This window comes from Paenibacillus sp. EKM10P, from assembly GCF_011800655.1.
GTDB lineage: Bacteria > Bacillota > Bacilli > Paenibacillales > Paenibacillaceae > Paenibacillus > Paenibacillus polymyxa.
In genome coordinates this window covers 16,242-31,310 of sequence record NZ_JAALET010000013.1, presented here as the reverse complement: position 1 = coordinate 31,310, position 15,069 = coordinate 16,242, and the positions used below count along the sequence as shown (strand labels likewise).

The 15,069-nt window shown below is 43.4% G+C and carries 11 protein-coding genes, 1 pseudogene and 1 riboswitch; of the genes and pseudogenes, 5 read left to right on the top strand and 7 right to left on the bottom strand.

Translation table 11 applies throughout. The features are described from left to right. Positions 1-33 precede the first annotated feature (33 nt). Positions 34-1,095, bottom strand: a complete 1,062-nt coding sequence (desA, locus tag HFE01_RS22155; RefSeq protein WP_167438509.1) for a Delta(5) desaturase DesA — start codon at positions 1,093-1,095, stop codon at positions 34-36. A 212-nt stretch (positions 1,096-1,307) separates the two neighbouring features. Continuing rightward, positions 1,308-1,391, top strand: a riboswitch (ZMP/ZTP riboswitch). Positions 1,392-1,504: 113 nt separating this feature from the next. On the opposite strand from desA, the gene HFE01_RS22150 reads away from it, so the two are divergent. From HFE01_RS22150 to HFE01_RS22140, 3 genes are all read left to right on the top strand, one after another. After that, positions 1,505-2,371, top strand: a complete 867-nt coding sequence (locus HFE01_RS22150; protein ID WP_167438508.1) for a bifunctional 5,10-methylenetetrahydrofolate dehydrogenase/5,10-methenyltetrahydrofolate cyclohydrolase — start codon at positions 1,505-1,507, stop codon at positions 2,369-2,371. Next, the gene (locus HFE01_RS22145; RefSeq protein WP_167438507.1) at positions 2,368-3,006 is read left to right on the top strand and encodes a cyclodeaminase/cyclohydrolase family protein; all 639 of its coding nucleotides are present in this window, start codon (positions 2,368-2,370) and stop codon (positions 3,004-3,006) included. Before HFE01_RS22150 ends, HFE01_RS22145 begins: the two co-directional genes overlap by 4 nt. A gap of 219 nt (positions 3,007-3,225) precedes the next feature. Next, the gene (locus HFE01_RS22140; protein WP_167438506.1) at positions 3,226-4,728 is read left to right on the top strand and encodes a stalk domain-containing protein; all 1,503 of its coding nucleotides are present in this window, start codon (positions 3,226-3,228) and stop codon (positions 4,726-4,728) included. Between the two features lie 118 nt (positions 4,729-4,846). On the opposite strand, the gene HFE01_RS22135 is transcribed toward HFE01_RS22140, so the two are convergent. Next, on the bottom strand, positions 4,847-5,839 hold the full coding sequence (locus HFE01_RS22135; RefSeq protein ID WP_167438505.1) for an ABC transporter substrate-binding protein: 993 nt from the start codon (positions 5,837-5,839) through the stop codon (positions 4,847-4,849). A gap of 191 nt (positions 5,840-6,030) precedes the next feature. Next, the gene (locus tag HFE01_RS22130; RefSeq protein WP_167438504.1) at positions 6,031-6,423 is read right to left on the bottom strand and encodes a winged helix-turn-helix transcriptional regulator; all 393 of its coding nucleotides are present in this window, start codon (positions 6,421-6,423) and stop codon (positions 6,031-6,033) included. Between the two features lie 142 nt (positions 6,424-6,565). Here HFE01_RS22130 and HFE01_RS22125 point away from each other — a divergent pair, with 142 nt between their 5' ends. Next, positions 6,566-7,240 carry an NAD(P)H-dependent oxidoreductase gene (locus HFE01_RS22125; RefSeq protein ID WP_167438503.1) on the top strand — a complete coding sequence of 225 codons (675 nt, stop codon included), beginning with the start codon at positions 6,566-6,568 and terminating at the stop codon, positions 7,238-7,240. A gap of 112 nt (positions 7,241-7,352) precedes the next feature. Here HFE01_RS22125 and HFE01_RS22120 read toward each other — a convergent pair whose 3' ends face one another. From HFE01_RS22120 to HFE01_RS22110, 3 genes and pseudogenes are all read right to left on the bottom strand, one after another. Beyond that, positions 7,353-10,220: an S-layer homology domain-containing protein gene (locus HFE01_RS22120; RefSeq protein ID WP_167438502.1), complete on the bottom strand. Its 2,868-nt coding sequence runs from the start codon at positions 10,218-10,220 to the stop codon at positions 7,353-7,355. Between the two features lie 421 nt (positions 10,221-10,641). Next, the gene (locus tag HFE01_RS22115; RefSeq protein ID WP_167438501.1) at positions 10,642-11,349 is read right to left on the bottom strand and encodes a hypothetical protein; all 708 of its coding nucleotides are present in this window, start codon (positions 11,347-11,349) and stop codon (positions 10,642-10,644) included. Between the two features lie 116 nt (positions 11,350-11,465). Beyond that, positions 11,466-11,860: pseudogene (locus HFE01_RS22110) on the bottom strand (MerR family transcriptional regulator). A gap of 260 nt (positions 11,861-12,120) precedes the next feature. Here HFE01_RS22110 and HFE01_RS22105 point away from each other — a divergent pair. Next, on the top strand, positions 12,121-13,161 hold the full coding sequence (locus HFE01_RS22105; protein WP_167438500.1) for an NAD(P)-dependent alcohol dehydrogenase: 1,041 nt from the start codon (positions 12,121-12,123) through the stop codon (positions 13,159-13,161). A 213-nt stretch (positions 13,162-13,374) separates the two neighbouring features. On the opposite strand, the gene HFE01_RS22100 is transcribed toward HFE01_RS22105, so the two are convergent. Then, positions 13,375-14,757 (bottom strand): amino acid permease, encoded by a 1,383-nt coding sequence (locus HFE01_RS22100; RefSeq protein ID WP_019686214.1) that lies wholly within the window; start codon positions 14,755-14,757, stop codon positions 13,375-13,377. Positions 14,758-15,069 lie beyond the last annotated feature (312 nt).

The window sequence follows — 15,069 nt, the reverse complement described above, 5'->3', positions numbered from 1 at the left end:
CCCTTATTTTATCATACCAATTTCCGTACAACGTTATTTTCGTTCCGTGCCTACAACAGGCGTAGGGATGGGCTTTGAAGTGCCAACACGTTTGCTAAGCAGCGGCTTTACTTGTTTAAAGGTCAGAAAGGTCTTGGTACTTTCATCCCATAGTCGGAACTTCAAAGATTCCAGACTGCTACTCACCGTAATCGTGGTCGCCTTTTGCAGCAACGGTGTCGCTTCATGCGCTTTCTCCAAATTGTAATTTGGTACTTTCGGGCTCAAGTGGTGAACATGATGAAAACCAATATTACCTGTAATCCATTGCAATACTTTAGGAAGCTTGTAGTAAGAACTGCCCTCGACGGCCGCATTAATATAACTCCACTCTTCATCATGCTCAAAATACGAATCCTCAAACTGGTGTTGCACATAGAACAGCCAGATTCCCAACATACCAGAGACAAAAAAGATAGGCGTCTGTACCAGAAGGAATGCCTGCCAACCAATAGCCCAGCACAACAGTGCATACAATGCAACAATGGATATATTCGTCACATAAGTGTTTATCTTTTCCTTACGTTTGGCTGTCTTGACATTAAACCGATAGGAAATCAAAAAAGTATAGATTGGACCTAGGCCGAACATAACCCAAGGATTTCGATATATACGATAGGCCAGCCGTGTCCATGTGGAAGCTGCTGTGTACTCTTCTACTGTGAGCACCCACATATCACCTGTGCCTCTTTTATCCAGATTACTGCTGGTTGCATGGTGGATCGCGTGACTATTTTTCCATTGGTGATAAGGGCAGAGCGTAATAATACCTGTAATCGTTCCCACAAAATCGTTCAGCTTGCGACTTTTGAAAAAAGATTGATGACCACAATCATGAAAAATAATAAACGTCCGTACCACAAACCCTGCCGCAATAATGGTAATGGGAAGCGTCAGCCAGTAAGAAACCGCTAGGCTAAGATAAGCGGCATACCACAATAGGATCAGCGGTCCCAAGGTATTGAACAGTTGCAGAACGCTGGATTTCGTGTTTATTTTCTCGTAGGGAGCCATATTTTTTTTCAATTGAGCTAACGGGAGTTGTGTCATACCCATTATGATCCTCCTTTAAAATGCAGCCCATACCTTAATCCTGTCAGGCGTACATGTTGATCTAAGCTCAGTATAAGGAGACCGCTGTGTCTGCTGTAGTCATAAACGTCAGTTCGGGTATATGACATTTGTCATATAGACAACTAACCAAACCTGTTTGGCAAATGTTCACGGGTTTCTTTTCTGCTGTTATTTTGTTAAAATATAAGATATATAACGCTGTATGTGACTGGCGAAGTCAGTGGAATGAACCACGAGGGAGCATACAATCAAGCGTACCGTTCGCCTGGGAGAAGTATTTGCAGAGGATTCGTCTGTCTTGACGACCTTGTGCAAATACTTTTTTTCGTTTTCGAAGACCATGACACCCTGTTGATTCCATTATGCGATAAATTCAGAGGAGGCTCGGACTATGGCTATTATCATGAAATCCAAAGAAGCAGCTGAGCAAGTGTATGCAACGATCCGTTCCCAAGTAGAGCAAATGAAACAGCAAGGACACCGTCCCCATCTGGCAACCCTGTTGATAGAGGGTGATCCGGCATCTGCATACTATGCACGGACCAAGCAAAAAATAGCAGAGAAGCTGGGCATCTCATTTCATCTCCATACTTTTAATCGTCATGTAAGCGAAGCCGAACTTCTGCACGTGATCGGTACCCTAAATGATGCATCCCATGTACATGGCATTATGCTGGAACTCCCGCTTCCTCAACATCTTTCTGCCTCCGTTATTAAACAGTCCATCGCCCCCTACAAGGATATTGATGGAATTACACCTGATAACAAACTGGCTACCGTTACGGGTGACGCAGGACTATACCCCGCTACACCTCAAGCCTGTATTGAACTGCTCAAGCATTACGGCCACTCCTTGGCAGGCAAAAATGTCACGCTCGTGGGCATCGGGCAAACAGTGGGACTTCCCCTTTTCCACATGCTGCAAAGAGAAAATGCCACCGTCACCGCCTGCCATGCAGGTACGCGTGATATTGCAGAGCATCTGAGCCATGCAGACATTGCCTTCGTCGCAGTCGGATGCCCTAATGTGATTACGCAGGATATGGTTCATCCAGGTCTGATTCTCGTGGATGCAGGAATTAATGAGACGCTGGAGGGTAAAATTGTGGGGGACGCTGCTCAGGACGTTGTAGAAAAGGTACATGCCATTTCTCCCGTTCCCGGCGGTGTAGGCACCTTAACGACCGCAATTTTGTACAAAAACTTGCTCAAAGCGATACATCTGCAACATTACTCCAGAGAGGTGGTTTATTCATGAGTGAACTGTCGTGGAACCAGTCCATCGGACATTTTCTGAAAGAAGCTGCAAGTGCAGCACCTACCCCTGGTGGAGGAAGTGTATCCGCGCTGGCTGCGGCACTAGGCGCAGCGATGACCTCCATGACCGCCAACCTTTCTCAAGGAGAAAAATACACGCAATTCCGTGAACAAATGGTGCAAGTCATTAGCAGTATGGAAAGATTGTCTACGCATTGTGAGGAACTGATGGCCGCAGACATCCAATCCTTTGAACAATACATGACCGCGCTGCGTTTGCCCAAAGAAACAGACGAAGAAAAGCGCTATCGTACCCATTCCTTACAAACAGCCGTGATTGCTGCCATTGAGGTACCTATGCGCCTGCTGGAAGTATGCCGGGACGGACTATCACAAGCCTACAATATTGTGGAAATATCCAATAAAAATGTGATCTCTGATCTGGGCATCGGTGCGATTTTGTTTGAAGCAGCCGCTCAATCCGCCCTGCTCACCATTGATATTAACCTTGCCTCGCTAGAAGACTTGGATGTCAAACAATCCTACGAAGCCAAAACAGCCACACTCCTCCGTGAAATCGGACAAATTAAAGAGCAAACCTTGTTGACCGTACGCAGTCGAATCGCAAGTAGTTAGCTCATACTGCGCTCTAGCTGTGCTAACCCATATATTCTACCTACTTGCTAACAGAAATAACCTCCAAATCCATCTTTATTTGTTGGATTTGGAGGTTATTTTATTTTGATTCATTATATTTGGAAAACTTTTCTATACTTTCTTCGTCTATGGATTAGGGATATTCTTTAAGATTACTTTTTCTCTTATACACATTGATCAAGAAATGAGGAAAATCGTATGAAAAGACGTGGTCTATTACTCAGTATAATTACGTTATTACTGATCAGTCCCAGGGTGTGGGCGGCCGGAAATGATTCTACATCGCATATTCGCTCCTATGATTCCGGAAGTCTGATCCAATCCGATGGAAGCTTGTGGCTGTGGGGCTATAATCAATCCGTACCGACTTGTGTAGAGGGTAAGCCAAACGTAATAAAAACATTCTCTAATATCATCAACGAAGGTGATCTGGTATTTACCTTGCAAGACCACTCTGCTTGGTATGTGCCTAGAAACAACATTTCTGAATCTGTGAAGTTTGTTCCTCTGGAAGGACTACAGAACCTCGCTGCTGTAAGTAGTTTGAATGATCATGTACTCGCTCTGACCAACGAAGGCAGCATATTTCTCGCTGATCAACTCGACAATAGAAACATCTCCAGTCCTTTTCAAACCCTATCTGGCATCGACGAGGTTGCCGATATAGTCAGTTACTATGAAGAAAGACCGGATTATGAGGAACGCTGGATATTTCTTAAGAAAGACGGCAGTGTATGGAAAAACACAACAGCCTTACAGGGCTTCGAACCTATTTCACCATTAAAAGACATTACGGCAATTGCTAAAAATATAGCCTTAAAAAAGGATGGTACCGTGTGGACGTGGCCCAAAGAATTTGATAAAAATGCAGCTCCGTCCGAAACGCTATCCGTATCGCAAATTCAAGCCTTATCGGGCATCAAGACCATCAAGGCTAATAGGTATTCCAATCTCGCCATTGATCAGCAAGGTCGGCTATGGTTCTGGGGGGCTACAGTTACAGGTGCCTTAGACAATACGACCTATCACAACACTAATACCCCTGTACTGCTAACAGGAGTAAAGGACGTTAAAGACGCCTTTCTCGTTGAGCGCTCCCTTCTTGCTCTAACCACTGCTGGTAATGTATATGTTGCATCTCTAGATGGCGAAAAATTATCCTCCAATGTCCCTTTTACATTACTTGCTCAAAATATTCAAAGCATCAAGGCAGGACCACGGCACGTCATCATGCAAAAGGCAAACGGCGCACTGTGGGGCTGGGGTGTTAACAAACACGCACAACTCGGTATCGGCGACTATGAATTTCTTTATAGTACGCCAGTTCCTGTGCAAAAGCCGATTCTCGTCCGTCTCAATGGTACACCTGTCCCTCTAAGTAACGGTGTAATTACCCGCAACGGCCAGGCATTTATTCCCCTCCGCTCCGTATTTGACAAACTAGGGGCAGAGGTCACATATGATTACAACAGCAAAATAGCGAAAATGAATCAGTCCAAGGCAGGAGACCATCCCGTCTCTCTAGAAATAAATTTTAAAACCAGCCAAACAAAAGTGAACAGTAAATCTGTAGAACTCACCAATCCGCCCTTCATGGTGAACGGTATTGGTTATCTTCCATTGAGGCTCAACAGCGAGACACTGGGAGCCAAGGTAGATTGGATACAAAAAGAAGATACTATCGTAATTACGACGAAATAATATATAAAAGACCAGTCCAAACATGATTTATGTTGGACTGGTCTTTTATTGCTATATACTGCGTGTAGTATGCAACTTCCTATCTGCCTTCGACATTTCGTTACAACACAAAATTCACCTATTTTTTAGCTTTATTTTCTTTCTCTCTTTCAACCAGCATATCCACAATCATATCAATCTGTCCGGTAATAGCGATCGGATCATAGCGATAGTACGTATCAAAATCATTAAAGAACACTCTATTATTCTTCACCGCAGGCAGATTGGCCCACACAGCGGACGATTTCAGTTGCTTAAGCGCGGTTCCCTTTTTGTCTGGATCATAGGTTGTCAGGAACATGTAATCTGCGTCATACTGCGGCAGTACCTCCATTGAAAGCTGTACGGTTTGTTCCTTGGAATTAGCTGTCTTCTTCGGCATGTTCAGTTTGAGCGCATTGTATACGGCTTGTCCGCCTCGTCCTGCATTGTCGCCAAAGATCCAAAGTGCGTTTTTGTCCGTCAGCTCATACAACCCGAAAGTTGCCTTTTCGTCAATAACACCTTTCAGACGAGCGCGGCCTTCAGCAGCCTTTTTGTCAAAGGCGGCAATAAATTGCTCAGCCTTCTCCTTTTCCCCAGTGATATCGCCGAACAGCTTGACCGTATCATAGATATTAGTCGTGGTGCCGTACGGAATGTACAGGGTAGGTGCAATTTTAGACAAAGCTTCATAATTCGTATCCTTCATAACCACGATCAGATCGGGTTTGAGTTCCAGCGTCTTTTCCAAATTGGTCGGATCACCCACCTCTTTGGTTCCTTTTTCCTTTAGCAAATCAGTCAGAAAAGGATTTTGAAACGCAGTCGGCTCCACCCCCACCACGTTAGCACCTACGGATAGCAGTTCTCCGCCGTAAAAATCCGTTACAATACGCTGTGGCTTAGCGGGAATCTGAATATCCCCTTTAACCGTTTTAAAGCTTCTCGTCTCTCCAGTAGCAGTGGATTCTTGTTTATCTCCTGAAGTTGAAGCAGGATTACCTCCAGTGTTATTTCCGCCGCATGCGCTGACAAATACAGCCAATACAAGCATCAAAGTAGCCAGCATAAATATCGATTTTTTCCTCAACCTATTAGCCCCCTATGTAATATGGTAATAGCCTTATACCATCATGATAATGATTATCAATATCGTAAGAAATATATCAAGCGTCATCCTTGCTGTCAACTGCAAAGCGAACTTTTTAATATTTCACTTTTAAAATAAAAAGACCTTCCAAAATGATGGCCAGGTCTTTTGGATGCGGCTGCTTCTTAAACCTACAAATTGGGGCTAGGTTGCTGGAGGCTGCTTTCGGGTGATCGCTGTTTTGTTTTATATGCTTCTCCCCAATCCTTCATCAAGTTAATAATTGGGGTCAGTGTTTCTCCAAATTCGGTGAGAGAGTATTCGACCTTAGGCGGAACCTGCTGGTAGACTTCACGGTGAACGACACCATCCTCTTCCAGCTCGCGCAATTGAAGTGTCAACATACGCTGGGTAATTCCAGGACAGATCCGCCGAAAATCACTGAATCGCTTAGTCCCATACATGAGATGGTATAAAATAATCCCTTTCCACTTGCCCCCAATCACGTCCAACGTGTACTCCACAGGACACGCCTGATCATTCCCAGCGAGACATTCGCCAAATCCGCCTTTCCGATTGCGCATTAGTCTTTCTCCTCCTTAGTATCATTTTATATACTACAGCACATTAATGTGCGTACTTCAAATACGATCATATATATTCTAATATTAGTCATGCACTTAGTAAGCGTCAATTTCAATCACATCCATAAGGAGTGGAATTACGATGGAAACCTTAACAACCACTAAAGATCAAATCTTAGCTGCATACAAGTTCAGACATGCTACAAAAGAATTTGATAGTCATAAGAAAATTAGCGATTCCGATTTTGAATTTATTCTTGAGACGGGTCGCTTATCCCCTAGCTCGTTCGGCTTTGAACCTTGGAAATTTGTTGTCGTTCAAAGTAAAGATATGCGTGAGAAGCTGCTGCTCTACTCTTGGGGGGCCACCAAACAACTGCCAACAGCAAGCCATTTCGTGCTTATTCTCTCCAGATTGCCTAAAGATATGGTAGCTTCATCCGATTATATCAAGAGTATGATGGAGAACGTGCAGCAATTACCTGCTGAAGTGATGCAAGGCAAAGAGAAGGTATATGACGCCTTCCTAAAATCAGATTTTGCGCTTGAGGAAAATGAAAGAGCTATGTTCGAGTGGGCATGCCGACAAACCTATATCGCACTGGGCAATATGATGACTGCCGCAGCTCAAATCGGCATTGATTCCTGCCCGATTGAAGGTTTTAGTAAACAAGATATTGAACGCATCCTTTCCGAAGAAGGCATTATGGATGCCGAGCATTTTGGTATTTCCTGCATGGTGGCTTTTGGATACCGTCTGAACGAGCCGCGCGACAAAACTCGGCGACCTGTAGATCAGATTGTGGAGTGGGTGTAAAACGCGGAATATCCTTCTTTAAAGCAAAGGGCGCTCCACAGCCATTTCCATGGCTATGGGGCGCCCTCTTTTCATAAAACTCAGGTCCTACAAGTTTTATCACTTCATACGCTTACTGATAATTCACTTCTTCCACGAAATAGATTTCCTTCAAACGAGTTTTCACACGCTGAATTTCATCTACTGTTAAAGGAGCCGTTGGACATAGCTTGAAGTTCCTTCCGGTGACATAGCTTACGTCCGTGTGACCATCCAAGTTGTAGGCCAGCTTCGGAACTGGTTTTCGGGTATAATCGGTAAAGTCAATAATGGACCATGCCGCGTCTCCATCCTCTTTGGATAAAATAATCCGTTGTGAGGCATTTTCAGTCCACAAATAGCGCAGATTTGCTGGTGAATTATTGGAATCCATAGCCGTCTTAATACCTGAGCCCCTAAACATGAGCGTAAACTCGGTATGATCATTATTGGGTCCTACTACCGATTCATAAATTTGTTTCAGCCCGTCCACACCCACAATCTCAACCTTGCGATCAACAGGGAAGTGATTCACAAAATTCTCCCATATTGGAGCCATGTTATGGGTGTTAGCAAGTGCGTTGATGTCCAAAATAATGGACAAGTAGTTTACCGTATTTATACGTTGATAAGGGTTATCCAAATATTGCTGTACTATATACAGTTGTGGTGCTGCATCCGTCTCCGTCACATATGGGTCAAGCGGATGGAGAGTCCAGCGTGAGGAATCTTTCGTATAGCGTGACCCAATCGGATCAATCGTAACCGAGTTCATGAATACGGTACCGCTATTATCAGCGATTCCTTGTGCGGGAACAATTGGATTGTCCTTATGAGACCAGTAAGGCATCAAAGGTGAGCCCTCACCATACATGCCGTTGACATTATATTGTGTAGCCGACCATCCCATCGCGGATGTAATTCGATAGTGATCTTTAAGCCATTGAGTCTGTTCAGGATTCACCGTAAAGCTCGTCAGTGATTTCGGCAGATACTTCCGATATTGGTCTGTATCCATGCTTTCAAACACGGATGGTGATCCCATCGAACCAGATTGGTGCAGCTCATTGAATGCATTATAACGATACATATACAGCCACTCATCCATCTTTGCTTCCCAAACAGGAAGCCCGGGCTCGGACTGGTTCGGGTACCCCGCCAGAATCCCAACTTCATCTCCATACTGATCGACGAATGCCAGAACCTGTTCAAGCTGCGGCCGATTCGCTTCTACAAAAACAAATCCGTTTTGCATCGCCCATGTCACTTTAATGTTGGGACCAAAGTGATCCATCAGCAATTGACGAGATTGCTTGATTTGATCTACGGTAGTCGCGCTTCCCTGCAGCATGATGGAGACAGCAAAGTATTGTTTTTTACGTTCCCCGGGTTCTACCGTTAATTCCGCATCGGATGTGAAGAGAATCCCTTGGGATGGAGACTCAACTGTGATTTTTAATGGAATAACCGAGTTCACTGCTGGAATCAAATGCAGGTTGGCAATCTTTCCATCCTCTTCAAATATTCCTCTGGAATCCTTTATCCGAAGTATCAAGTCTGATGGCAGCATTTCAGGAGCTATAATCTCTCCTTTAGCATTACGAAATACGTAGGACATTTTCCAAGCAGCCGGATCTAAAGCTGCCGCCTCTGAAATGGTATACGTGGCCAAGTATACAGACCTGATTACGTTCGGTGGCTCTGCCGGCGGAGTCTTCCCTTTCACGATCAGCTTGGTCTGAGCTGTAAGAACCCGATAAGGTTTGGCAATGGTGACCTTCATTTCTACCGGAATGAAGCTGTCCGCAGCCGGTATATTTTCGGGATGTGCGATTTTCCCTTGTACATCAAAGACACCTAACCCATCACTAAATGTGTACGTAACACTTGTGACACTGGCAGCAGGAATACTTACTGGTCGTCCTTCATTGTATAGCTGAAAGGATAGCTGATACGAAGGGTACGTTTCCGGCTGATTTACTAGCTCCTGCGCCTTGATTACGACTTCATCGACCAAAAAATCCGAAGAGTGGTCCGGTGGAATCACCGATGGGTCAACCGGAATTATTGGTGGTTTGGGATTAGGCACCGGTGGTGTGATTGGCGGTTCCGGTTTCGGCTCTATTGGTGTCACCGGGGAGACTGGTGAATCAGGTCTTGGGCGATGCCTTTTAGGCTCCTCAATTTCCGAATTCACAGGTTGTTGCCTAATTTCCGGTGTCAAATCGGCCTCGATCTTCTGCGATTCTTGTTGGCTGGCCGTCTGAGGCAGCGTTGCAGCTCCATTTCCTAATGACTCCAGCAAACGCTTGGCACGTTCTTTCAGAACGTCACCGCCTAACCATATCCGATAAGCAACCAGCGTGGCGTCCTGCCGACTCACAGACTCTTTAGGGTGGAAATAATGATTTGTATCCCCCTCAATCAGTTCCAACCGTTCCATCAGCCATACGCTCGTTTGTGCATAATTTGATATATTAGGTTGATCCACAAAACTGGATATACCAGCAGATCGGGTATCATCAGTAACACCAAAATACCGGGCATACCAAACGGCCATATCCTGACGAGTCATATTGTGCTTGGCACCGAATAATTGATCACTAACCCCTTTCGTAATGCTTTCTTCCTGCAAGGCCTGTACATAAGGTAAAGCCCATGGTGACACATCCCGAAAAGAAGTTACGCCTCTGTTATTCGATGTTCGCTTTAAGGTTTTAGCGAAAATGCTTGCCCATTCCTGACGCGAGATAAAATGTAAAGGTCGAAAGCTCCCATCCTGATAACCCGTAACATAACCTTGAGCAGCCATGGCCTCAATCGCATCAGCTGCATAGGAATGTTCGATATCGTTAAAGGCTCTGTCCGCAAAAACAGGCGCACTATGTATACAGAACAACCAGACAGCCAGTAAACCAGCCATGTAATGCCTAATTTGTTTTAACTTTTTTTCATAATTCATTATTTGAGATCATTACACCTCCTTTACGAGATAGCACTGGGCCACTTTCACCTGTACCTTCATATCAATTTTGAAAATCATCCTCTTTTGTTTTCAAACGGTTTTTCATTACTGTTAACACCAAACTGTATATACTTGAATTATCGGAATAATCTCCCTAGGATTGAATAAAGCCAGCAAAAAAAGTGGTTTGAGCAATCTGTTGTCCTGCTCTTTCACCATATTTTTTTAAGCCTTAATTCCCTATCACTAAACAATGGTTTTCATTGGCAATTAAATACTTATCACCTTTTGGGCCTATCATTTTAATCATGTTCACAAAAAAAGAAGAGATAACATCTTGTATCCGCATTCGCTTGGAGAATACAAAATGTTATCTCATTTTTTGTGTAAGATACACTTATTAAGTCCTGGCTGCTCGTTAATCCTTTTTCAACTCAGAACCCTTATAAATATAAAAGTAGCCCTTTAGAGTTCCGTTTTGCGGATAAGCAGCAGGATCTTTGTCTTTTATTTGACTTACCCACTCTCGATTTATAAGCGTAGAGGGGCCTTCCTCAACTAGTGCTTCAGCAGACATTCCCGTGATTGATTGTGCTGTGCTGGACCAGAATGTAACTAAGTAGACATCGTTAGCATTAAAATGATAGCGTCCTTCACTTGGAGTTCCCTCATAAAACAGCTCAGCCAAAGAAGCAGCCTCAGATCCTCTCATAAAAATTCGAATCTCATCAGTTCCGTTCCATGTATGAGGAATTCCGCCTTTTGGATTCACGTATTCTACAATTGCTGGCTCCTTATCGGTATTAAAATCAACAATCGCATAATGATAAACCTCATCCGTTACACTCTTGGTTGCAAATTCAGTTGTTTTATCTGTTTGATAGCCACTGAACTTTCCATACACATTTGGAGTTTTGCCAATAGCAGCAAGGGCCTTTTCCTGATCCATAGATCCGGCTCTACCAGCTACTGGTGTCAGCCTGTAGGTCTTGATTTCAGTCCCCTTGTACTGATCCCAAGTGTATTCGTAATAATATTTTGCATAAGATATTCCACTGTTCCAGCCTACAGATACCAGCATGATAATACCTAGCATGAATACTACTGGCCATTTTTTCAACTTCATACCCACAACCTCTTTTCTTCATATACACTCAAATCATCATTAGAATTATAGCTTTTCAATAATTCTACTAACAGTTAAATATTAGAAGGAAGTGTGGATAAATTATGTCTTTTCTGTTAGTTAGTCATGTGACTCCCTATAATATTGTTTTTATGAATATTTTCCGTTCCGGCATCCAATGCAGTTTTGTAATATAAGCATTTATGTTTAATAACCTCCATTGTTTTTTTTAGTTCCTCCATTTGTGCTTCTACAGTCGCTTTTCGTTCCAAAAACATGTCATATCTTTGTTGTAGTGTGGAATCTCCCCCAGAACACCAATCAATGAAATTTTTAATTTCTTTGATCGGCATTCCGGTGGATTTTAGACATTCAATTATTTTTAAAGCAATCTTGTTCCGCTAGATGTCCGTTCTACAAAAGGCATAAGTCCCTCCTTGTCGTAGTAACGCAAGGCATATGCTGTAAGATTCAATTCTTTAGCAACTTCGCTGATCGAATATGTCTTCATCATGTATCTCCTATCCTTAATGATATAGACTTCGAGTTAACTCTAGGTATAAAGGGATTCTATCAAGCTATTGGTTGAGTGTCAAAGTCCCCTAGCATAATTTTTTAAAAGGAATATAGGTAGTTGCTTGACTTAGAGTTAACTATAAGGATTAACATTGATCTGCAAGAGGAAAACTTCAATCGACTTCACTTAGTTTTCACTTTGTATTCAATACAATTACTTTCTCTTGAAAAATATAAGTAATTAGGAGGCTATTTATGATTACTGCTAAAGCACGAGCTGTCGACGGCCCAGACAAACCGTTTCGAGCGGCTGAAATTAAACGACGGGATCTTGATTCACATGATGTATTGATTGAAATTAAATATGCTGGCATATGCCATTCTGACATCCACACTGCTCACGGCGAATGGGGACCCGTGAACTATCCTCTTGTACCTGGACATGAAATTGCAGGGATTGTTACGGATGTAGGAGCTGAAGTTACAAAGTACACAGTTGGTGACCGGGTAGGAGTTGGCTGTATGGTTGATTCCTGTGGCGAATGTGAGAACTGTCGTAAAGGAGAGGAACAATACTGCCTTAAAGGAAACGTCCCTACCTACGCTGGTGTTGACAAATACGGCGAGCCTACACAAGGCGGGTATTCTACCCACATTGTCGTAACTGAGGATTTTGTAGTAAGAATTCCAGATAATATTGAGCTTGACGTGGCTGCTCCATTACTTTGCGCAGGTATTACGACTTATTCGCCGTTAAACCACTGGGGAGCTGGCCCAGATAAGAAAGTGGCAGTTGTGGGTATGGGAGGCCTTGGCCATATGGCTATCAAGATCGCACATGCTATGGGTGCTGAGGTAACCGTTCTATCACAAACATTAAAGAAAAAAGAAGATGGCTTGCAATTTGGCGCGGATCACTATTATGCCACAAGCGAGCCAGAAACATTTGAAAAACTGGCTGGACGCTTTGACTTGATTATTAATACGGTAAGTGCCAACATCGATCTGAACGCTTATTTTTCACTACTCACTCTTGACGGAACTTTGGTGAACGTCGGTGCCCCTGGCGAGCCGATGTCACTCAATGTGATGTCCCTTATCGGGCATCGCCGTTCATTTGCAGGATCAATGATAGGAGGCATCCGCGAGACACAGGAAATGCTGGATTTCTGTGCGAAACACAATATTGTTCCTAAAATTGAAGTGGTATCAGCTGACCAGATTGACGAAGCTTACAAACGAGTATTAGCATCTGATGTGAAGTACAGATTCGTGATTGACATTAGCACAATGTAAGCTAGGTAAATCAATAAGTTGTAAAAGCAATTTTAATTTGAAGGTGTCTCCAAGTATAGCTTGGGGATACCTTCGCTTTATTTTGCAATGATCACACCTTTTTACCTCACTCACAGCCTTTCCATTGCTCTATTCCTCTTCATATAAAAAGAAAAGCCGAGTGCAACTCAGGACATCTGAATTACACTCGGCAAATAGTACATCTTGAGCAGCCTATTCGTGTTTCTCTAACTCTTCAATTCTCTGCCGCTTTCCTATACCAAAGACAAAATATCCAACAACGACGATCGCCATGAATGTTGCCCCGACAATCAACGACAAGCGTGTATCCGGATTAAACCACATTCCAACGATTACCAGCAACAAAAAGATAATGGTGATGTAATTACTGATCGGGAAAAAACGAGACTTAAAATTATGATCTTCCATTTCGTTTTTCCACTTTTTCCGGAATTTAAATTGACTGATGGCTAATGCAAACCACGGTACCATACCCGGGAGAACACTAGCGCTGTAAATATACAAAAACAGTTTGGAATCAGGCATTAGGTAGTTAAATAACACGCCTACCAGTAGCAAGGAAATGGTCGTTATTATACTATTTCTAGGGACACCGCTTGCGGAAACCTTCCCGAAGAACTTAGGAGCTTGTCCGTTCTTAGCCAATGTATATAACATTCTGCCCGCGCTATAAATACCACTGTTGCAACCTGACATCGCAGCTGTAAGTACAACAAAGTTAATAATACCCGCAGCAGCTACAATTCCTACCTTGGCAAAAGTCAGAACAAACGGGCTGCCAATCTCGCCAATTTGGTTCCAAGGATAAATCGTAACAATGACAAAGATTGCCCCCACGTAAAAAATCAGAATACGCCAGATGATGTTTTTAATAGCTTTTCGCAGGGTCATTTTCGGATTTTCTGCTTCACCCGCTGTAATGCCTACCATCTCAATCCCCTGGTAAGCCGCCGTTACAATACATAGTGCAAATAGGAACCCTTTTAACCCTCCTGCAAAAAAACCACCATGGCTGACTAGATTGGATAGACCTATCGGTTGTCCGCCGTTACCGAGGCCAAAGAAGATCATCCCCGTACCAACTACTAGCATGAAGATAATAGCGATAATCTTAATCATCGCAAACCAAAACTCAAATTCTCCATAGAATTTCACAGCCGCTAAATTGGCCAGCGCAATAATAATTACACCTGCCAAAGCCGGCAACCATTGCGGGATATCCGGGAACCAGTAGCCCACATATACCCCAATCGCAGTGACCTCCGCCATTCCTACAGTAACCCATAAGAACCAATAGCTCCAAGCGGTCAAGAAACCGGCCAAAGGGCTGATGTATTTATGAGCAAAGGTAGCAAATGAGCCCGTCACCGGTTCAAGAATCAGCATTTCCCCCATGATCCGCATGACAAAAAACATAATAATCCCAGCTAAGAGATAAGCCAACAGCACCGAAGGACCTGCCCATTTTATCGTACTTGCCGATCCCATAAACAAGCCAACGCCAATCGTGCCTCCAAGCGCAATCAACTCAACGTGTCGTGGCTTCAGCCCTCTCGTTAATTGTTTCGATTCCAAAAGAACGCTCCCCTTCGTATATGTTCGTCATCAAATGCTAATGATCCGGAAAACTGCCCCCAAACATTATTAATTTTCAGACTGACGTGGTTGATCGAACGACTACACAGTAGCTCCACGATTCATAAATATACAAAGTCAACCACGTCCTATTTGCCGTCCAAACCTTACTGTTTCTAAGACCGAGTCCGTAGCATTAGATGCATTGTATGACAAAAAACGTCTAAATACAACTGCTAATTAGCAGACATTTTTAGACATGAAATGGAAAGGAAGGAGATTCATTTTACTGAACATTGGTCAATTCAATGT

Bases quoted from the DNA above. Each gene is read 5' to 3' on its own strand.
- HFE01_RS22120 (WP_167438502.1), bottom strand. From the start codon at position 10,220: ATGAATTATGAAAAAAAGTTAAAACAAATTAGGCATTACATGGCTGGT.
- HFE01_RS22140 (WP_167438506.1), top strand. From the start codon at position 3,226: ATGAAAAGACGTGGTCTATTACTCAGTATAATTACGTTATTACTGATC.
- HFE01_RS22125 (WP_167438503.1), top strand. From the start codon at position 6,566: ATGGAAACCTTAACAACCACTAAAGATCAAATCTTAGCTGCATACAAG.
- HFE01_RS22130 (WP_167438504.1), bottom strand. From the start codon at position 6,423: ATGCGCAATCGGAAAGGCGGATTTGGCGAATGTCTCGCTGGGAATGAT.
- HFE01_RS22145 (WP_167438507.1), top strand. From the start codon at position 2,368: ATGAGTGAACTGTCGTGGAACCAGTCCATCGGACATTTTCTGAAAGAA.
- HFE01_RS22105 (WP_167438500.1), top strand. From the start codon at position 12,121: ATGATTACTGCTAAAGCACGAGCTGTCGACGGCCCAGACAAACCGTTT.
- desA (WP_167438509.1), bottom strand. From the start codon at position 1,095: ATGGGTATGACACAACTCCCGTTAGCTCAATTGAAAAAAAATATGGCT.
- HFE01_RS22150 (WP_167438508.1), top strand. From the start codon at position 1,505: ATGGCTATTATCATGAAATCCAAAGAAGCAGCTGAGCAAGTGTATGCA.
- HFE01_RS22115 (WP_167438501.1), bottom strand. From the start codon at position 11,349: ATGAAGTTGAAAAAATGGCCAGTAGTATTCATGCTAGGTATTATCATG.